The organism is Novosphingobium aromaticivorans DSM 12444, assembly GCF_000013325.1.
In the GTDB taxonomy this organism is placed as follows: domain Bacteria; phylum Pseudomonadota; class Alphaproteobacteria; order Sphingomonadales; family Sphingomonadaceae; genus Novosphingobium; species Novosphingobium aromaticivorans.
In genome coordinates, this window is record NC_007794.1 from 3317628 (window position 1) to 3334542 (window position 16915).

Here is a 16915-nt window from a genome sequence, read left to right on the forward strand (position 1 = left end):
GCCCCCTACTTGGGGAGCCATGCCAGCGGCGGCAAGGGATGCCAGCCCCACGGGCTTTGGCCAAAGCCGGTCGTGCCACTGCGCACCATCGACCAGCGCAAGGGCCGGGCGATGGGAATGAAGCCGTTGGCAGCGGTGATTTCGGCCTCCGCTTCGGCGAGCAGCGCAGCACGCGCCTGCGGGTCTGCCGCCCGTCGCGCCTCGGCCACCCTCTCGTCGCCGATCGGGCTGCAGACCGCCTTCTGCACCGTGCACGACAGCTGGTTGAGGAACCACGTCGCCCGGCCATAGCGCGCTGCCACATCGACCAGCCGCAAATCGGCCCGGTCCCGCTCGGGCACGCGGCGCACGGCAACGCCGACCCGTGCGAGATCGTCGCGCACCTGCTCGAACACGAAGCTCGACCCCGGTCCGTCGGGCATGGCGATGTTGAGCGTTGGCAGGTTGCGCCCCGCCCCTTTCCAGGCCGCCACGCGCGCGGCGGCCTGCGCCTGCCGCTGCTCCGCGCTCATCCCCTGCCAGCGCTCTCCGATGGTGCCGAGATCATCCTCCACATCCGGCGAGACGATGCGAGTCGTCGGTTGCCAGCCGCCGATGTTGAACCGCGCGAGAAGCGCGTCGCGGTCGATTGCCATCGCCAGCGCCTCGCGGTTGGCGGCATCGCCCAGGAAACCTTCAGTGCGTTCGATCATCAACCCGAACAGGCCGATCACCGGGTCGAGTTGGACGTTGCCGCGAGTCAGCCCGATCCTTCCGGCGAGCGGTATGGTGTCGACCCGTCCGCCAAGCACGACGTCCGCATAGCCGTCGTTGAACAGCGCGACCGCCTTTGCCGGCGCGGTGAACTTCAGAGAAAGCGTACGCGCGCGATGCGGGAAATCGGGCTGCCGGGTCATGCCGCGCTGCTCGGGCGGGATGAGCTTCAGCGATGCCGCGCCCTCCGCGCCCGGCTCCAGCGCCATCGGACCGATGCCCTTGCCGGAATAGAACAGGCCCAGCTCGGGCTGCGCCAGAAGCGTGAGCAATTCCGGCACGGGCGCGGCGAGGTCGATCTCTATCACCCGGTCGGCCATGACCCGCACTTCGTCGATGGCCGCAAGGTCGAGGCCAAGCGCCGTTCCCTTGAGACTGGCAATGGATCGCCGCAGCGCGGTCGCGGCCGTGTCGGCGGCGATCCGCTTGCCGTCCGGCCAGGTGCCGTCGCGCAGGCGGAAGATATAGCTCTGCCCATTGTCGGTGACGATCCAGCGGTCGGCCAGCGCGGGGACGACACGGCCCTGCTCATCGAAGCCGACAAGCCCCTCGACGGTGGCGCTACGGATGAGCTGCGCCGCCGGCGTCAGCCTTGCCCGCTTCTCCGCGATTGCCGATGCATCGCCCATGACGGCGACTTCCAGGGCACCGTCATGCCCCTTCCCGCACGAAACGAGCGCCAGCGAAAGCAGGAAAAACGGGCCCGTTCTTGCAAGGCGGTGTGCAGCCATCGCCGAAGCCTAGCAGATGGACCGGCGCGGGTCAGCGACCAGTTTTTCAGATCTTGCGAAGCGGACCCGCAGCATTGTTGCCGGCGAGGACCGGCTTCACGAAGCGCGGCGTGCCGGCGCCGATCTTGACCGGTTCGCGGGCCAGCTTGGGATCGACCTGGTCGACGAAGGCGATGCCGAAGCGGTTGTCCTGGATCCAGGCGACGACGCCGTCGACCCATCCGATGTTGCGCAGGTTCACCTCTACACGGGTCCCGCGCACCACCTTCATCGCACCCTCGGCCATCATTCCGCCGGCGGAAAGATTGCGCACCTTCACGCGATGCTCGATCGCGTCCCCGGCGAGGCGTGCCTCCGCCAGGAGAAAAAGGCTGTCGCGCCCAAGTTGCCGCTGGTCGATGTCAGTCACCGAAAGTCCTGCCGCCTTCATAGGTTCATGCCCAATACGCGATCGTGCACCCGCACACGCCACATAGGCAGAAATTTATCCACGCATCCTGAAGGCGCAGGGTAAAAAAACCCCTAACAAGGGCATCCGTTAACCTGATTATCATGTTTGGGGGCGCCTCGCCGAGACGCCCGCAAAATCACATGTCCCGGGAAATTTTTTCCCTGCGTTCATGGGCTTCCTGCGCCTCGACGGTCATCGTGGCAATAGGCCGGGCGATCAGTCGGCCCAGACCGATGGGCTCACCCGTGACTTCGCAGTAACCATATTCGCCTTCGTCGATCCGGCGCATGGCGGAATCGATCTTGGCGATCAGCTTGCGCTGGCGATCGCGTGTGCGCAGTTCGATGCCCCAGTCGGTCTCGCTCGAGGCGCGGTCGTTGAGGTCGGGTTCGCGGATCGGACCATCCTGGAGCGCGGTCAGCGTGCCCGCCGCGGCCGAGAGGATCGACTTCTTCCATTCCAGCAGCAGGCGACGGAAATAGTCCTGCTGGGCATCATTCATATAGGGTTCGTCGTCGCTTGGAACATAATCGCCCGGCATCGCACGACGCGCTTTTGCCAGAACGTCAATCTCGTCACTCAAGACCCCAGCCATTCGGCCCTCCGCATAACAAGCTATCCGCCCCTCCCGGCTCGCGTCATTATTTCCCTTCGGCGCGCGAGCATCGTGTCGCGGGCCTATAGAGTTGGCCCTTTGCGGGCACAAGCGCTTAGGCACACACCATGCATTAAGGACGCCTGAAGCGTGAGCCTTGGCGGCGGCTTTTCCCAAACTGTTTCAACCGAAATCGCACGCAATATCGGCGTTAACCTTTTCTTGACCAAGATTGGTGACCTTCACGACACAGGAAGTCCGGGGGATCGGGCTTGCAGATGGGGGTAAAGGTAAATGGAACAGGCCTGGATCAAGCTCGTGGAAGTCGAATCCGCAATCGGCGTGGTGGCTGACTCGCACAGTGCGGCGGATCTTCTAGTTGCGACCTGCCTTGCCGCTGCCGCCAGCGGCGACAGCAATGCCCTCTTCGACCTCGGCATCGCCTATTCCACCGGCAGCCACGGCGTGGAATGCGATCTCATCGAAGCGCACAAGTGGTTCAATCTCGCCGCGGTCGGCGGTCACGACGAAGCCGCGCAGTGCCGCGCCGACGTGGCGGACGACATGACTGCCCGCGAAATCGCCGAGGCCCAGCGCCGCGCCCGCGAATGGCTCCGCGCCGGTCGCGCCGCCGCCTGACGCTTCCCGTTTATCCCTTCCGGAACGGAGTCCGCTCGCCCAGGTGCATCTGGTCCTGCGCGATGCCGGCACGCTCCCGTTCCAGAAAATCAGATACCGCCCGGCGGAATCCGGGGTCCGCGATGAAGTGCGCGGACCACGTCCTGACCGGCTCATAGCCCCGCGCCAGCTTGTGGCCGCCTTGCGCACCCGCCTCCACCCGATCCAGCCCAAGCCGGATCGCGGCGTCGATGGCCTGGTAATAGCAAAGCTCGAAATGCAGGAAGGGCTTCTCGACCAGCGCGCCCCAGTATCGCCCGTAAAGCGCCTGCGCGCCGATGAAGTTGAGCGCCCCCGCCACCGGCTCGCCATCGAGAAACGCCAGCACCAGCAGGACCTTGTCCGCCATCCGCTCGCCAATCAGGTCGAACGCGCGGCGCGTCAGGTACGGGCGTCCCCACTTGCGTGCGCCGGTGTCCTGATAGAACAGCCAGAAGGCATCCCAATGCTCGGGGCGAATGTCCGCGCCGGTAAGCTGGCGGATTTCCACCCCGTCCTGGGCGCGGGCACGTTCCTTGCGCAGGTTCTTGCGCTTCTCCGAAGACAACGCGCCGAGAAAATCGGCAAAGCTGGCATAGCCGCGATTCTCCCAGTGGAACTGGATGTCGCTTCTCGGCAACCAGCCGGCGGCCTCGAACATCGGCAACTGCGCCGGTTCGACGAACGTCGCGTGGGCCGAGGACAGCTCGTTGCCCTCGCACAACTGCTCCGCGGCGCGCAGCAGCGGGCCGGCAAGGTCGGGACGGTCGCCAAGCAGCAGGCGCGGCCCCGTGGCCGGGGTGAACGGCGCGCAGATCTGGAGCTTGGGGTAATAGCTGCCGCCCGCCCTCTGCCAGGCGTCCGCCCACGAATGGTCGAACACGTATTCGCCCTGGCTGTGGCTTTTCAGATAGGCAGGCAAGGCCGCCGCCGGTCGCCCATTCCCGTCGTCGATCACGATCGGCAGGGGCGACCATCCGGAGCGGCCGCCAACCGAGCCCGACTCTTCCAGCAACGCCAGAAAAGTGTGCGAAACGAAGGGATTGCCCGGTCCGGCAAGGCGGTCCCAGTCCTCTGCCGGAATTTCGGAAACGGCCTTGTGGATGCGCGCTGTAAGGGTCACGCCGCGATCATGCGCCGACGCCGGCGCCTTCGGCAATAGGTCCATCGGCACAGTCCGCCGCGCGCGCGGCGAGTTCTGCCGACCGCACTGTCCAGGTGAGGACGGGGAAGCCGCGCCTGCGCTGCGCCGCGACAAACCGGCTCGGCAGGTCGCGCACGTCCCAGGCGAGGAATTGCGGCCGTCCTTGCCAGAACGACGCATGCAGCTTGAGCGTGGCGGACAGCGTGCGCTTGCCCTCTTCGGTCACCACCAGGCCGTGGACGATGTGCGGCGAATGGCGCGCGAACCAGCGGCTGACGCGCGGATCGAAGCTCATCACCGCAATCTGCCCGCGATAGCCTTCAAGCGCCCGCCGCACGGCAAGGCACAGCGGCGCGGCGCGCAGGCTGCGCTTCGATTTGAGTTCGATCAGGACCGGCGCGCGGCCCGCCACCTGGTCCAGGAACTGCCGCAGCGTCGGAATGCAGTCCGTGCCGCCGGAAAGCTGGATGCCGGCCAGTTCCGCGATGCGCCGGTCGATCACCGCGCCGGCTTCTCCGGTCAACCGGTCAAGCTCCCAGTCGTGGAAGACCACGGCCTGTCCATCGGCGGTGCGCTGCACGTCGCATTCGATGCCCATGCCGCGCTCGATGGCGAGGGCAAAGGCCGTGGGCGAATTTTCGGGCACGCCGGGCCCGTGAAGCCCGCGATGGGCAAAGGTCCTGCCCTTCAGCCAGCCGACCCGCGCCGCATCGGGCGCGGGGACCAGCAGGCGGTCAAGCAGCCCGAACAGCAAGGACAGCATCGACTTCGACCGCCGCGCCAAGCGGCAGCACAGGCACGCCGACCGCGCTGCGCGCGTGCTTGCCGGCGTCTCCGAACACCGCCGCCATCAATTCCGAGGCGCCGTTGGCGACCTTGGGCTGGTCGGTGAAATCGCCGGTGGAGTTGATGAATGCGCCAAGCTTGACCACGCGCTCCACGCGGTCGAGCGAACCGAGCGCGGCCTTGACCTGCGCCAGGATCATCAGCCCGCAGGCCCGCGCGGCAGCCGTGCCGTCCTCGAGGCTGACGTCCTCGCCAAGGCGGCCGGTCACCAGCTTGCCGTCGATGAACGGAAGCTGGCCCGAAACGTGGAGCAGGCCGCCCGCCTCGACGGTGGGGACATAGGCGGCGACCGGAGCTGCTGCCTGGGGCAGCGTCAGGCCGAGTTCGGCAAGCTTTGCTTCAACGCGGTCGGTCAAGAATCTTCTCCATGAATCTGTTCGAGAATCCAGGGCAGCGCCGCTTCCCATTCGTCGATGCGAGCGTGGGCGTGGCCGGCCTGGTGGGCGCAGTCGATGTGCGGTGCAAGCAGCGGCTCGCCGCACAGGTGAAGGCGGATGACGTCCGGCGTCAGTTGCGAAACCGAATCGTGGTGCTGCGGCAGGTCGTCGATGAACAATGCCCGGCTGGGATTGTATTCGTCGAGAATGGCTTTCAGCGCCGGACCCTTGGGGCCCTGGTTGGTGAACACGCGGGCCTTGATGCCGACATCGGCAAGCTGGCGCGCGCGGTTTTCGCGGCGGTGGTCGTTGAGATTGGTGAGAATGACCACATCGGCATTCTCGGCAATCGCGTTGATCCCCGCGACGGCGCCCGCGATGGCCTGCTGGCGGTGCATCTCGGTGTCGAAGAACCTGTTGAGGAGGTTCCAGATTTCCTGCGGCGGCACCAGGCTGCCGTCCTTGTCGTAGCGCAGCGCCTTGCCGAAGTCGGCGCTGTTCATCAGGAAGGTCACACCCTCCTTCTCGGCCAGCCAGTCGCGGAACGGGGCCACCATGTGCAGCAGCACCTCGTCACAATCGCTGACGATCAGGGGGCGGCTCATGTCAGGTCCTTTCGCGCGGCGACGATCGCCTCGGGCGCAATGTCGAGAGCGAAGGCCGCGTTGACAAGGTCAGCCTCGTGGTTTGCGAGGAAATCGATGACAGCGCCCAGCACCGCCGGATCGCCGAGACCCGCGCGCAGTTCGTCTGGCGTGAGGCCGGTCAGGCCGAGGAATCGTTCGGCGCGGTCGGTATCGGAAAGCACCCAGCCCAGCGCCTGCAGCGCGAGTGCGGCCGCATCTGGCGTGGAGGATGGCTCTCGAATGATTGTCAGGGCCTTTCGCGGGCAATAAGGGTCGGTCGTGTACCGTCAGGTGCGTTTAGGTGTCGTTCGGGAACAGGCGTGTCAGTGGCAAAAAGAATTCTGGTTGTCGAGGACAACGACCTCAACCGCAAGCTGTTCTGCGATCTCCTGCGGGCCAAGGGGTTCGAGGTGGAGCCAGTCGCGGACGGGCGCGATGCGATTGAAAAGACTCGCCTTTTCATGCCGCATCTGGTGGTCATGGATATCCAGCTCCCCAACATTTCCGGAATGGACCTGATCGAGGCGATCAAGGCAGACGAGGAACTGAAGGCGATCCCCATCCTGGCGGTCACCGCCTATGCCGGAAAGGGCGACGAGGAATCGATCCGCGACGCCGGCGCCGAAGGCTACCTCGCCAAGCCGGTTTCGATCGGGCCGTTCATGGCGGCAGTGAACGCGCTGGTCTGAGCGGTCCACCGTCTGGCCGCTCACATCGCGCCAGCCACGCTGCTGGCGTGTTCCATGACGAAGGTGACCACCGTCAGGCACAGGCCGACCATGAAGCTTTTGTAGGCGTATGAAAGATAACGGTATTTCTTGCGCTGCAGGACCTGGCCGTTCTGGTAAATGTCGTGCAGCATGGTGCGGAAGACAGTCTCGTCGGCATGGAGTTCGGCAAGGATCGAATCTGTCCAGACGTCTTCGTCCATGTGCGTGAAATAGCCGAAGAACAGCTTGTTGGGCTTGCCGTCATTGAGCTTCGCCTTGTCCGGCCCGCTGACCGAGGGCAGTACCGCAAAGACCGCGCACATCGCTGAAATGAAAGCAAAGATCGCCAGCACGCCAAGCGACAGCGGCAGCGTCCCGTTCTTCGCCTGGCCTACCGCGATGGTGAATACCAGGAACGTAGCACCCATCAGGATCGAGGCCTTGGCATCGGCCATCTGGCTGAGCGTGAGGTTGATCTGCTGCGAGGTGCGGACGAGGTGGATGGCGTGGTTGGAATAGCCCGAGGGCGAGGGCATGGAAGGTGCGGCCAACTGGCGTTCGGGCTGCGGTCCGGTCTCTGCCATAAACTCCCCCTCTGTCGTCGATTTTCGGGCAGAGCCGGGATGACACAGGGCGGGCGCGCTTGACAAGCCGCGGCAAAGGCCGCTTTTCCGCCGCAATCATCTGGCAGTGCGCCAGCCTGCCTATCGGAGAAGAATTAGATGGACCGCGCCGCAACCGCCGAGAAGATCGCAGAACTGATCGCCCCCTTCAACAAGAAGGGCGTCGCGATCACCGACGCGACCACCTTCGCCGGCGACCTCGAGTGGGACAGCCTGACGGTGATGGACTTCGTCGCCGAGATCGAGGACGAATTCGACATCATCATCAGCATGAACCAGCAGGCCGAGATCGAGAACTATGGCCAGCTCGTCGATGCGGTGACGAAGCTGCAGGGATAAGCCAATGACGGATCTTTTCAGCAAGTTCGACCCGCTGATCGAACAGCGCCGCGCGTTGCTGGCGGGCGGGGTCGAAGACCCGTTCAACCTGGTGATGGAGCGGGTGATCAGCCCGACCGTGGCGGTGTGCAACGGTCGCGAGACGATCCTGCTCGGCACCTACAACTACATGGGCATGACTTTCGACCCCGACGTGATCGCGGCGGGCAAGCAGGCGCTGGACGACTTCGGTTCGGGCACCACCGGCAGCCGCGTGCTGAACGGCACCTATGCCGGCCACAAGGCCTGCGAAGAGGCGCTCAAGGAGTTCTATGGCATGGATCATGCCATGGTGTTCTCCACCGGATACCAGGCGAACCTGGGCATCATCAGCACGATCGCCGGCAAGGGCGACTACATCATCCTCGACATCGACAGCCACGCGTCGATCTGGGACGGCTGCAAGATGGGCGACGCCGAAGTGGTGCCGTTCAAGCACAACGATATCGAGGCGATGGAAAAGCGCCTGAAGCGCGTGCCGGAAGGCGCGGGCAAGCTGGTGGTGCTTGAAGGCGTCTATTCGATGCTGGGGGACATCGCCCCGCTCAAGGAAATGATCCGCATCGCCAAGGAACACGGCGCGATGGTGCTGGTCGACGAGGCGCATTCGATGGGCTTCATCGGCCCCAACGGGCGCGGCGTGGCCGAAGAACAGGGCGTTCTCGACCAGGTCGACTTCGTGATCGGCACGTTCTCGAAATCGGTCGGCACGGTCGGCGGCTTCTGTGTCTCGAACCACCCGAAGTTCGAGATCCTGCGCCTCGTCTGCCGCCCCTATGTCTTCACCGCCTCGCTTCCGCCGAGCGTGGTCCACACCGCCGCGACTTCGATCCGCAAGCTCATGCACGCAGGGAACAAGCGCGCGCACCTGTGGGAGAACTCGAAGACGCTGCACAAGGGCCTGCGCGACAAGGGCTTCCAGCTTGGCACGACCGAGCCGCAGAGCGCGATCATCTCGGTCATCATGCCCGACCTGGAACGCGGCGCGGCGATGTGGGAAGCACTGCTGCACGAGGGACTCTACGTGAACCTCGCGCGGCCGCCCGCGACGCCTGCGGGCATGACGCTACTGCGCTGCTCGCTGTGTGCCGAGCACACAGCCGAACAGGTGCAGACGATCATCGGCATGTTCGAGCGCGCCGGAAAGGCCGTGGGCATCATCTGATGCGCAAGGCAATGGCGGGAGCGCTGGCGCTTGCGACGCTGGCGGCGGCAGGCACACCGGCGATGGCGCAGAACCGGGCGGCACCTGCCGCGCCGCCTGCCGCCGCGCCGCCCGCCCCAGAGCCGCCTGCCGCGGTACCGCCAGCCGAGGGCATGGCGGAGCAGCCATGCCTGCCCGACCAGCGCGGCCTGTTCTTTGCCCATCCCTACGTCCGGCGATACGACTGGGCATGGGAATGCCGTTATGCCGATGCGGACAAGCAGATCGCACAGGCACCGCGCGTGGTGTTCATCGGCGATTCGATCACCGAAAACTGGGTCGGCCTTGCCCCGACCCTGTTCGTGGACGGCGCGATCGGGCGCGGGATCAGCGGGCAGACCAGTCCGCAGATCCTCGTTCGGTTTTATCAGGACGTGGTCCGCCTGAAGCCGCGGGTCGTGCACATCATGATCGGCACCAACGACATTGCCGGCAATACCGGGCCGAGCAGCCCGGAAATGTACACCAACCACGTGGCGGCGATGGTCGACCTGGCACGGGCCAACGGGATCGCGGTGGTTCTGGGCAGCGTGCTTCCGGCAGCGAAATTCCCGTGGAAGCCGCAGCTTTCGCCTGCGGCGCAGGTAGTCGCGCTGAACGCATGGCTCAAGGATTTCGCCGCGCAGCGGGGCGCGGTCTTCGCGGACTACCATGCCGCCCTGGCCAATGCGGAGGGCGGGATCGACCGGGACCTTGCGCCCGATGGAATCCACCCGAATGCAAAGGGCTATGCGGTGATGGAGCCGATCGCCAAGGCGGCGATCGCGCAAGCCGAAGGCCTTGCCGGACAGGGTGAAACTCCGGCTGTCAGATCGCGGCGATAGGCCGCCGCCGCATCAGCGGACCTCGACTTCGCGCCATTCGCCAGGCCGCAAGCCATCGAGCGACCAGTCGCCGACCTGCCAGCGGACCAAGCGCAGCGTGGGATGGCCCACGGCGGCGGTCATGCGCCGGACCTGGCGGTTGCGGCCTTCGCGGATGGTCAGGCGCAGCCAACTGTCGGGCACGGTCTTGCGCACGCGGATCGGCGGATCGCGCGGCCAAAGCGCCGGATCTTCGATCAGCGCGGCTTCGGCCGGAAGCGTCATGCCGTCCTTGAGGCGCACGCCCTTGCGCAAGGAAGCAAGCGCGGCTTCGTCGGGTACGCCTTCGACCTGCGCGAGGTAGGTCTTGGGCATCTTGTGGCGCGGGTCCGCGATACGGGCCTGGAGGCGGCCATCGTCGGTGAGGAGGAGGAGACCCTCGCTGTCATGGTCGAGGCGGCCGGCCGGATAGACGCCGGGACGGTGGATATGGTCCGCAAGCGTCGGCCGGGGCGGACCGGTGCGTTCGTCGGTGAACTGGCAGAGCACGCCATAGGGCTTGTTGAACAGGATGAGGGCCATGCCCCGGCTTAGGCCGGCGATCCCTGCGCGGCAATCGCGCGCTGGAAAGCGGGCCGTTGCCCGAGGCGCGCGAAATAGGCGCGCATGGCACCGGACACGAATTCGTCCAGTCCGACCGAGAGAGCGAGCATTATCGCGTACCCGACCGAAATGTCGGCCATGGTGAAGCGACCGGCGGCAGCATAGTCCGCGCCCATCAGGGTTTCGGCATTGCGCAGGCGCGAGCCGAACCATTCGGCGTAATCCCGCGCAATTTCGGGGCGGCGCTCGTCGCCCCGCGCGAAAACCGCGTAGCGCAGGTGGATCGTCTGCGGAAAGGTCAGCGTCGCCTCGCCCATCACGAGAAAGTTGAGATAGGCGGCGTAGCCCGGTTCATCAGGCGCGACGGCGAGATCGGTGGGACCGTACCGCGTCGCGAGGTAATGCGGGATGGCAACGCTCTCGGTCAGCATCGCATCGCCATCGTAAAGGACCGGGATCGTGCCGAGCGGGTTGATTGCGTGCATGCCCTCGTGTCGCTTGCGCGGCGGGAACGGTAGGACATGGAGATCATAGGGCAGGCCCATCTCCTCGATCGCCCATAAAGCGCGGAAGGAGCGGGCGTTGTGGCAATGATAGAGGGTCAGCATCGGCGCAAGGATCGCGCGGCAGGGAGCCGGGCGCAACCTGCCTGTCTTGGCAGATGGCACCAGCGCGACCATTCTTCGATAGCCATTTTTCGATAGCCATTTTTCGATACTGGGCGGCAAGAGGTGGTTCGGGCAGGCTGGGCCATAGACCCGGCGCACCGGATGCCGCACCAACACGGAGAGCAAGAATGCGTCTGTCCAAGGCCGCCGCCCTATCCGCATGCATGCTGGCCCTGGCCGCGCCCGCGATGGGCCAGTCGGCTCCCGGCCAGGCTGCTCCCGGCCAGACCGCTCAGCCCGGACGCCCGCCCACGCAGCCGCAGGGCTGGTCGATGACGGTCGGCCTGGCCCCGGTCTACGGCATGGCTTGGCAGGGATCGAAGGACACCGCGCTATCGATTTTTCCCGACCTGCGGGTGAACTACAAGGACGCGCTGTTCCTCTCGGTGCCGGAGGGGCTGGGCTGGAACGCGGTCAATGCCAACGGGTGGAAGGCCGGGCCGCTGCTGAAGGCGCGTTTCGGGCGCAACGAGGACGATGGCGGATCGCCGTTCCAGATCGCGGGTGGCAGCGATGCGCTACGCGGCATGGGCGACATCGGCATTGCCGGCGAGGCGGGCGCCTTCGTTGAAAAGCGCTTCGGCACACGGCAGCAGTGGCGGGCGCGGGCCGAAGTGCGGCAGGGGTTCGGCGGGCACGAGGGCATAGTGGGCGACATATCGCTGAACTGGTCGGGCAGGACCGGGCGCACGATCCTTTCGGCAGGACCGCGCGCGACCTTTGCCAGCCGCGAATACATGCAAACCTATTTCGGCGTCGATGCCGTGCAGGCGAGCCGTACCGGACTGGCCGCGTCGCGCCTGGGTGGCGGGCTCGTGTCCTATGGACTGGGCGCGAGCATCGTCCAACCGCTCGACCGGCGCCGGGCCGTCACGGTCTTTGGCGGGGCGGACCGGCTGGGTGGCGAACCTGCGGGAAGCTCGCTGATACGCGAGCGGGGACAGCGCACCCAGTTCGTGGTGGGCGTGGGCTACGGGTTCCGCTTCGGGCTCTAGGCCGTAAACCTAGGCGGTGGCGGAAGCGGCTGGCGTGGCCTGTTCGCAAATGGCCTTCGTTTCCGACGTGCCGCCGCCGCCCAGCATCGTGGCAGCAACGAAGCCGCCGACGACGAGTACCACGAAGCCAACCGTGACGAGTCCGAGATACTTGTCGATGAAGCGCTTGATCGGGGCGCCGAACAGGCGGAACAGAACGCCGACGATCATGAAGCTGATCGAGCGTGAGACGATGCTCGCCAGGATGAACGGCACCAGCGGCATCGCGATGAAGCCGGCGGTGATCGTCAGCAGCTTGAACGGAATGGGTGTCGCGCCCTTGATCATGATGATCTCGGCCCCGTACTCGCGCAGGTAGCAGGCGGCCTTGGGGAAGCTTTCGGAAAGGCCGAGCGCGGCGAGGAGTTGCGTACCCACGGTATCGTAGAGCCCGTAGCCGATGGCGTAGCCGAGCAGGCCGCCGAGGACCGAGGCCACGGTCGCGATCGCGGCGAAGCGCACCGCCTTGCGCGGTTCGGCCAGGCACATGAGGCCGAGCAGAGGATGCGGCGGGATCGGAAAGAAGCTTGCTTCCATGAACGCGAAGAGCGCGAGCCACCATTCGGCGTGGGGGTGCCCGGCCTTGGCCATTGTCCATTCGTAAAGGCGGCGAAGCATCGGTGATCCTGCGGTTGTTGTCGCAGGTGCGTTTAAGGGAGCGTGCCGGATTGCGCCAGTAGCCACGCGATTAACCTGATTGGCACTTTTTGATTGACATCGTCACGCTCAATAGGTACATAACAGGAACATCGCGATAGTCCGAGTCGCCCCGAGGGCCGCTCCGCCGCGACGTGTTCTTTCGACAGCACCACACTTGAAGCGAGGATGGTCACGCATGGCCAAGCCGACCGGGCAGGCGCGCGCGAAGAAGCCGCGTACGAGGATCGATGCCGCACTGGCGGCGCAGGAGACAAAGAACAGCAGGCACTGGCAGGCGGAATTCCTGGCGGCGCTGGCCGAGACATCGAATGTGACCGCGGCATCGGCCACGGCCGGGGTCCACCCCTCGCGGCCCTACAAGCTGAAGCGCGCCGACAGCGAGTTCGCCGACAAGTGGCGCGGGGCGCTTTGCGAGGGGTACGACCTGCTGGAAATGGAAGTGCTGCACCGGCTGCGCTTCGGCGAACCCCGGGACGGCGATGCCAAGTTCGACAACGCCACTGCCCTGCGGCTGCTTTCGCAACACCGCGAGACGGTGGCCCGCGAAAGGGCGATCCGCGCCAATGCCGACGTGGCCCTGGTGCGCGCATCGCTTCACCAGAAGCTGCTGCAGATCCGCGACGAGGTGCTGGCAAGGCGCGCGATTGCGGCGGGCGTGAGCACCCCGGATGACTGACGGCCCCCTGGTGGAGTGGGTGCCCGAAGTGGACGCGGACGAAATCGGGTCGCTGATCAAGCGCATCAACGAGAGGGAGATCGAGGAGTGGCCCCACGACTGGGCCGTCTGGGGCCGGCAAAGCCAGCAGGCCCCGCCAAGCGACTGGCGCGTGTGGCTGGTCATGGCCGGACGCGGGTTCGGCAAGACCCGGCTGGGCGCGGAATGGGTCCGCAAGATCGCCGAGGAGGACCCCGAGGCGCGGATCGCGCTGGTTGGCGCATCGCTCCACGAGGCGCGCAGCGTGATGGTGGAGGGCGAGAGCGGACTGCTGTCGATCGACGCGCCATGGCGGCGGCCGGTGTTCGAGAGTTCGGTTCGCAGGCTGGTCTGGCCCAACGGGGCCCAGGCGTTCCTCTATTCCGCAGGCGAGCCCGAATCGCTGCGCGGGCCGCAGCACAGCCATGCCTGGTGCGACGAGATCGCCAAGTGGGACAATGGTTCCAACCGCGCGATGGCGACCTGGGACAACCTGCTGATGGGGCTGCGGCTGGGCCGCGACCCGAGGCTGGTGGCGACGACGACGCCGCGTCCGGTGCCGCTGGTCGCCCGGATCATGGACGAAGGCGACGACGTGGTCGTGACGCGCGGCAGCACTTTCGAGAACCAGGACAACCTGCCCCGGCGCTTCGTCGAGGCCATGCGCCGCACGTTCGGCGGGACAACGCTGGGCCGGCAGGAATTGCTGGGCGAGATGATCGAGGATCTGGTGGGCGCGCTGTGGAGCCGTGCGCTTATCGAGAACGCCCGCGAGGACGCGGCGCCGGCGATGACGCGCGTGGTCGTGGGGGTCGATCCCCCGGCGAGCGCGCATGGCGACGCCTGCGGCATCATCGTCTGCGGAATCGGGGATGACCGGATTGCCCGGGTGCTGGCCGACTGCTCGGTCGAGCAGGCAAGCCCCGAGCGATGGGCCCGCGCCGTTGCCAATGCCGCCCGCGCATGGTCGGCGGACAGGGTCGTGGCCGAGGCGAACCAGGGGGGCGAGATGGTGGCCGCAGTGCTGCGCGCCGCCGAAGCTTCACTACCGCTGCGCCTTGTCCACGCGAGCCGTGGCAAGGCGGCGCGGGCAGAGCCGGTGGCGGCGCTCTACGAAGCGGGTCGCGTGCGCCATGCGGGGATGTTCCCGCAGCTTGAGGACGAACTTTGCGGGCTCATGCCCGGTGGCGAATACCAGGGACCGGGGCGCAGTCCGGACAGGGCAGACGCCTGCGTCTGGGCGCTGACCGAACTGATGCTCGGCCAGACGGCAGAACCGCGCATCTGGTTCGACTGAGGGGCCGGCGCGCGGGCCCCTCACCCGCCCCCCACCCGCTTGGGGGACACCGATCGACTTCATCAGGAAAGGCAGACCATGTCGTTCTTTCAAACGCTTGCCGCCGCCTTCAAGGGCGAGGCGGTGACGCCGCGTGCGCCGCTTGGACGCACCTTCGTATCGCCCTGGATCGCGGCTTCGGACTGGCGGGGCGAGACCTCGCGCGGGCCGATCAACTATCCGGTGGCAGTGCGCGAAGCCTATCTCAGGAACCCGGTGGCGCAGCGCGCGGTGCGGCTGGTTGCGGAAGGCATCGGCGGCGCACCGATCATCGCATCGGCCGCGGAGCTGCGGGCCCTGGTCGGCGAGACGAGCGCGGGGCAACCCCTGCTGGAGACGCTGGCTGCGCACCTGCTGTTGCACGGCAACGGTTACGTCCAGATTCTGCGCGACGCGGACGGGGTGCCGGTGGAACTGTTCGCGCTGCGGCCGGAGCGCGTAACGGTGCTGCCGGACGCGAGCGGATGGCCGGCGGCCTTCGCCTATCGCGTGGGCGAGCGGACGATGCGGATCGAGGCGGTGGACGACCTTGACCAGCCGAACCTGATCCACGTGCGCCACTTCCACCCGCTGGACGACCACTATGGCGCGGGCTGCCTGGAGGCCGCCGAGGAAGCGGTCGCGATCCACAACGCGGCAGCGCGGTGGAACCGGTCGCTGCTGGAAAACGCCGCGCGTCCTTCGGGTGCACTCGTCTATGACCCCGGCGATCCGGGAGCGGCGCTTTCGGCCGATCAGTTCGAACGGATCAAGGCCGAGCTGACTGCCGCCTATTCGGGCACCGGCAATGCCGGACGCCCGATGCTGCTGGAAGGCGGCCTGAGGTGGCAGGCGCTGGCGCTGACGCCGGCGGACATGGACTTTGCGACGCTGAAGGCCGCGGCGGCGCGCGACATCGCGCTGGCCTTTGGCGTGCCGCCAATGCTGCTCGGCATTCCGGGCGACAACACTTATGCAAATTACCGCGAGGCCAATCGCGCACTGTGGCGACTGACGCTGTTGCCGGTTGCGGGCAAGATCCTTGCCGCGCTGGCTGAAGGGCTGCGATCGTCCTTCGCGGAGGCGAGCCTGGCCGTGGACATGGACGGCATTCCGGCCCTGGCCGAGGATCGCGAGAGACTGTGGTCGCAGGTGAGCGGCGCGGATTTCCTTTCCGCCGACGAAAAGCGGGCAATGCTTGGCCTTGACCGGAACGGGGTGGCGGCATGACGCGCGAGGACATGCTGGCGCGGCTGGTGGCGCAGGCCGGGAACGAAGGCTGCGAACTGGTGACGCTACGGGCGATCGTGGAGGAAGCTTCCGACCTTGGCGCGGCGCGCGTGCTTGCCCGGATGGGCCTTGCCGACGACAATGCGCACGGCGACCTTGCCGAACTGCGCCAGCTGCTGGGCGCATGGCGCGATGCCAAGGCGAGCGCGTGGAAGGCAGCCGTGAACTGGGCCGTGCGCGCTGTTCTGGCGCTGCTGCTTTTCGCGATCGCGGTGCGCTTCGGGTCGGCGGAGCTGGTGCGATGACCGCCGCCTTCCCTCGGACGGGAGCACCGCTTCGGTTTGCCGGATATGCGGCGATCTTCAGCAAGCGGGACAGCGGTGGCGACACAATCCTGCCGGGCGCGTTCAAGGACAGCCTGGAGCGCCGCCTTTCCGAGGGTCTGCGCCTGCCGCTGCTGTGGCAACACCGGCCCGACCAGCGCATCGGCTGGATCGAGAGCGCAGGCGAGGATGAACGCGGGCTCCGCGTGATCGCGCGGATCGACGATGCCGAAAGCGCAGCGGCACGCGCGCTGTCGGCCGGCAAGATCGACGGCCTGTCGTTCGGATACAGGGTGCGGCAGGGCCGCGCGCTGCCGGGCGGGCGCGAGTTGCACGATCTCGACATACTCGAAGTGAGCCTGGTCACCCGGCCGATGCAGCCGCTGGCGCGGGTGCACAGCCTTGAAAGCGGCACGGCGCCACAGGCGTGACCCCGCAACCCTGACGAAGTTACCACCGGGCCGCCTCATGGGGCGGCCTTTTTCATGCA

The 16915-nt window shown here is 66.5% G+C and carries 23 protein-coding genes; 11 read left to right on the top strand and 12 right to left on the bottom strand.

Annotation, left to right across the window (positions count from 1 at the left end; translation table 11 throughout):
- Nucleotides 1–5: 5 nt before the first annotated feature.
- From SARO_RS15740 to dksA, 3 genes are all read right to left on the bottom strand, one after another.
- Entirely contained in the window at nucleotides 6–1484 is a 1479-nt protein-coding gene (locus tag SARO_RS15740; protein WP_011446738.1) for an ABC transporter substrate-binding protein, read from the bottom strand.
- A gap of 46 nt (nucleotides 1485–1530) precedes the next feature.
- Entirely contained in the window at nucleotides 1531–1914 is a 384-nt protein-coding gene (locus SARO_RS15745; RefSeq protein ID WP_011446739.1) for a PilZ domain-containing protein, read from the bottom strand.
- A gap of 157 nt (nucleotides 1915–2071) precedes the next feature.
- Complete coding sequence (gene dksA, locus SARO_RS15750; protein ID WP_011446740.1) at nucleotides 2072–2530, bottom strand: RNA polymerase-binding protein DksA; 459 nt, start codon at nucleotides 2528–2530, stop codon at nucleotides 2072–2074.
- A gap of 294 nt (nucleotides 2531–2824) precedes the next feature.
- On the opposite strand from dksA, the gene SARO_RS15755 reads away from it, so the two are divergent.
- Nucleotides 2825–3169 (top strand): sel1 repeat family protein, encoded by a 345-nt coding sequence (locus SARO_RS15755; protein WP_011446741.1) that lies wholly within the window; start codon nucleotides 2825–2827, stop codon nucleotides 3167–3169.
- Nucleotides 3170–3179: 10 nt separating this feature from the next.
- Here SARO_RS15755 and SARO_RS15760 read toward each other — a convergent pair whose 3' ends face one another.
- From SARO_RS15760 to SARO_RS15780, 5 genes are read right to left on the bottom strand one after another with little or no spacing between them, the layout of a single operon-like run.
- Nucleotides 3180–4310, bottom strand: a complete 1131-nt coding sequence (locus SARO_RS15760; protein ID WP_011446742.1) for a GNAT family N-acetyltransferase — start codon at nucleotides 4308–4310, stop codon at nucleotides 3180–3182.
- Nucleotides 4311–4317: 7 nt separating this feature from the next.
- Nucleotides 4318–5094, bottom strand: coding sequence for a glycerophosphodiester phosphodiesterase family protein (locus SARO_RS15765; RefSeq protein WP_041550517.1), 777 nt, complete (start codon nucleotides 5092–5094; stop codon nucleotides 4318–4320).
- Nucleotides 5066–5533: a RidA family protein gene (locus tag SARO_RS15770; protein ID WP_011446744.1), complete on the bottom strand. Its 468-nt coding sequence runs from the start codon at nucleotides 5531–5533 to the stop codon at nucleotides 5066–5068. The genes SARO_RS15765 and SARO_RS15770 overlap by 29 nt, the downstream gene beginning before the upstream one ends.
- Nucleotides 5530–6159 carry a hypothetical protein gene (locus tag SARO_RS15775; protein WP_011446745.1) on the bottom strand — a complete coding sequence of 210 codons (630 nt, stop codon included), beginning with the start codon at nucleotides 6157–6159 and terminating at the stop codon, nucleotides 5530–5532. Before SARO_RS15775 ends, SARO_RS15770 begins: the two co-directional genes overlap by 4 nt.
- On the bottom strand, nucleotides 6156–6431 hold the full coding sequence (locus tag SARO_RS15780; RefSeq protein WP_086000193.1) for a DUF3572 family protein: 276 nt from the start codon (nucleotides 6429–6431) through the stop codon (nucleotides 6156–6158). The genes SARO_RS15775 and SARO_RS15780 overlap by 4 nt, the downstream gene beginning before the upstream one ends.
- A gap of 75 nt (nucleotides 6432–6506) precedes the next feature.
- On the opposite strand from SARO_RS15780, the gene SARO_RS15785 reads away from it, so the two are divergent.
- A complete protein-coding gene (locus SARO_RS15785) occupies nucleotides 6507–6869 on the top strand; it encodes a response regulator (RefSeq protein WP_041550519.1) in 363 nt (120 codons plus the stop codon).
- Nucleotides 6870–6889: 20 nt separating this feature from the next.
- On the opposite strand, the gene SARO_RS15790 is transcribed toward SARO_RS15785, so the two are convergent.
- A complete protein-coding gene (locus SARO_RS15790; protein ID WP_011446748.1) occupies nucleotides 6890–7474 on the bottom strand; it encodes a Pycsar system effector family protein in 585 nt (194 codons plus the stop codon).
- A gap of 138 nt (nucleotides 7475–7612) precedes the next feature.
- Between SARO_RS15790 and SARO_RS15795 the strand changes: the two genes are divergently transcribed.
- Genes SARO_RS15795 through SARO_RS15805 form a run of 3 tightly spaced genes read left to right on the top strand, consistent with a single transcriptional unit; the run spans nucleotide 7613 to nucleotide 9919 of the window.
- Entirely contained in the window at nucleotides 7613–7852 is a 240-nt protein-coding gene (locus SARO_RS15795; protein WP_011446749.1) for an acyl carrier protein, read from the top strand.
- Between the two features lie 4 nt (nucleotides 7853–7856).
- Nucleotides 7857–9056 (top strand): serine palmitoyltransferase, encoded by a 1200-nt coding sequence (spt, locus tag SARO_RS15800; protein ID WP_011446750.1) that lies wholly within the window; start codon nucleotides 7857–7859, stop codon nucleotides 9054–9056.
- Nucleotides 9056–9919 carry an SGNH/GDSL hydrolase family protein gene (locus tag SARO_RS15805; RefSeq protein ID WP_011446751.1) on the top strand — a complete coding sequence of 288 codons (864 nt, stop codon included), beginning with the start codon at nucleotides 9056–9058 and terminating at the stop codon, nucleotides 9917–9919. The genes spt and SARO_RS15805 overlap by 1 nt, the downstream gene beginning before the upstream one ends.
- Nucleotides 9920–9931: 12 nt before the next feature.
- Here SARO_RS15805 and SARO_RS15810 read toward each other — a convergent pair whose 3' ends face one another.
- Together SARO_RS15810 and SARO_RS15815 are read right to left on the bottom strand one after the other, a co-directional pair.
- Nucleotides 9932–10480: a pseudouridine synthase gene (locus SARO_RS15810; protein WP_011446752.1), complete on the bottom strand. Its 549-nt coding sequence runs from the start codon at nucleotides 10478–10480 to the stop codon at nucleotides 9932–9934.
- A gap of 8 nt (nucleotides 10481–10488) precedes the next feature.
- Nucleotides 10489–11181: a glutathione S-transferase family protein gene (locus SARO_RS15815; protein WP_234007374.1), complete on the bottom strand. Its 693-nt coding sequence runs from the start codon at nucleotides 11179–11181 to the stop codon at nucleotides 10489–10491.
- Nucleotides 11182–11297: 116 nt separating this feature from the next.
- Between SARO_RS15815 and SARO_RS20345 the strand changes: the two genes are divergently transcribed.
- Nucleotides 11298–12164, top strand: coding sequence for a MipA/OmpV family protein (locus SARO_RS20345; RefSeq protein WP_011446754.1), 867 nt, complete (start codon nucleotides 11298–11300; stop codon nucleotides 12162–12164).
- 9 nt (nucleotides 12165–12173) lie between these two features.
- Here SARO_RS20345 and SARO_RS15825 read toward each other — a convergent pair whose 3' ends face one another.
- Nucleotides 12174–12821, bottom strand: a complete 648-nt coding sequence (locus SARO_RS15825) for a YqaA family protein (RefSeq protein ID WP_011446755.1) — start codon at nucleotides 12819–12821, stop codon at nucleotides 12174–12176.
- Nucleotides 12822–13038: 217 nt separating this feature from the next.
- Between SARO_RS15825 and SARO_RS15830 the strand changes: the two genes are divergently transcribed.
- The 5 genes from SARO_RS15830 to SARO_RS15850 all read left to right on the top strand — a co-directional run bounded on the left by SARO_RS15830 (nucleotide 13039) and on the right by SARO_RS15850 (nucleotide 16856).
- Nucleotides 13039–13539, top strand: a complete 501-nt coding sequence (locus SARO_RS15830; RefSeq protein ID WP_011446756.1) for a hypothetical protein — start codon at nucleotides 13039–13041, stop codon at nucleotides 13537–13539.
- Nucleotides 13532–14854 (top strand): DNA-packaging protein, encoded by a 1323-nt coding sequence (locus SARO_RS15835; RefSeq protein WP_011446757.1) that lies wholly within the window; start codon nucleotides 13532–13534, stop codon nucleotides 14852–14854. The genes SARO_RS15830 and SARO_RS15835 overlap by 8 nt, the downstream gene beginning before the upstream one ends.
- Nucleotides 14855–14932: 78 nt before the next feature.
- Nucleotides 14933–16102: a phage portal protein gene (locus SARO_RS15840; protein WP_011446758.1), complete on the top strand. Its 1170-nt coding sequence runs from the start codon at nucleotides 14933–14935 to the stop codon at nucleotides 16100–16102.
- Entirely contained in the window at nucleotides 16099–16407 is a 309-nt protein-coding gene (locus tag SARO_RS15845) for a DUF6127 family protein (RefSeq protein WP_011446759.1), read from the top strand. The genes SARO_RS15840 and SARO_RS15845 overlap by 4 nt, the downstream gene beginning before the upstream one ends.
- Nucleotides 16404–16856 (top strand): HK97 family phage prohead protease, encoded by a 453-nt coding sequence (locus SARO_RS15850; RefSeq protein ID WP_011446760.1) that lies wholly within the window; start codon nucleotides 16404–16406, stop codon nucleotides 16854–16856. The genes SARO_RS15845 and SARO_RS15850 overlap by 4 nt, the downstream gene beginning before the upstream one ends.
- The last annotated feature ends 59 nt before the right edge of the window (nucleotides 16857–16915 follow it).

Coding starts and splice junctions, on each gene's coding strand:
- SARO_RS15745 (WP_011446739.1), bottom strand. CDS start 1,914: ATGAAGGCGGCAGGACTTTCGGTGACTGACATCGACCAGCGGCAACTT.
- SARO_RS15790 (WP_011446748.1), bottom strand. CDS start 7,474: ATGGCAGAGACCGGACCGCAGCCCGAACGCCAGTTGGCCGCACCTTCC.
- SARO_RS20345 (WP_011446754.1), top strand. CDS start 11,298: ATGCGTCTGTCCAAGGCCGCCGCCCTATCCGCATGCATGCTGGCCCTG.
- SARO_RS15765 (WP_041550517.1), bottom strand. CDS start 5,094: ATGCTGTCCTTGCTGTTCGGGCTGCTTGACCGCCTGCTGGTCCCCGCG.
- SARO_RS15845 (WP_011446759.1), top strand. CDS start 16,099: ATGACGCGCGAGGACATGCTGGCGCGGCTGGTGGCGCAGGCCGGGAAC.
- SARO_RS15740 (WP_011446738.1), bottom strand. CDS start 1,484: ATGGCTGCACACCGCCTTGCAAGAACGGGCCCGTTTTTCCTGCTTTCG.
- SARO_RS15775 (WP_011446745.1), bottom strand. CDS start 6,159: ATGAGCCGCCCCCTGATCGTCAGCGATTGTGACGAGGTGCTGCTGCAC.
- SARO_RS15825 (WP_011446755.1), bottom strand. CDS start 12,821: ATGCTTCGCCGCCTTTACGAATGGACAATGGCCAAGGCCGGGCACCCC.
- SARO_RS15795 (WP_011446749.1), top strand. CDS start 7,613: ATGGACCGCGCCGCAACCGCCGAGAAGATCGCAGAACTGATCGCCCCC.
- SARO_RS15830 (WP_011446756.1), top strand. CDS start 13,039: ATGGCCAAGCCGACCGGGCAGGCGCGCGCGAAGAAGCCGCGTACGAGG.
- SARO_RS15755 (WP_011446741.1), top strand. CDS start 2,825: ATGGAACAGGCCTGGATCAAGCTCGTGGAAGTCGAATCCGCAATCGGC.
- SARO_RS15810 (WP_011446752.1), bottom strand. CDS start 10,480: ATGGCCCTCATCCTGTTCAACAAGCCCTATGGCGTGCTCTGCCAGTTC.
- spt (WP_011446750.1), top strand. CDS start 7,857: ATGACGGATCTTTTCAGCAAGTTCGACCCGCTGATCGAACAGCGCCGC.
- SARO_RS15815 (WP_234007374.1), bottom strand. CDS start 11,181: ATGGTCGCGCTGGTGCCATCTGCCAAGACAGGCAGGTTGCGCCCGGCT.
- SARO_RS15840 (WP_011446758.1), top strand. CDS start 14,933: ATGTCGTTCTTTCAAACGCTTGCCGCCGCCTTCAAGGGCGAGGCGGTG.
- dksA (WP_011446740.1), bottom strand. CDS start 2,530: ATGGCTGGGGTCTTGAGTGACGAGATTGACGTTCTGGCAAAAGCGCGT.
- SARO_RS15805 (WP_011446751.1), top strand. CDS start 9,056: ATGCGCAAGGCAATGGCGGGAGCGCTGGCGCTTGCGACGCTGGCGGCG.
- SARO_RS15835 (WP_011446757.1), top strand. CDS start 13,532: ATGACTGACGGCCCCCTGGTGGAGTGGGTGCCCGAAGTGGACGCGGAC.
- SARO_RS15850 (WP_011446760.1), top strand. CDS start 16,404: ATGACCGCCGCCTTCCCTCGGACGGGAGCACCGCTTCGGTTTGCCGGA.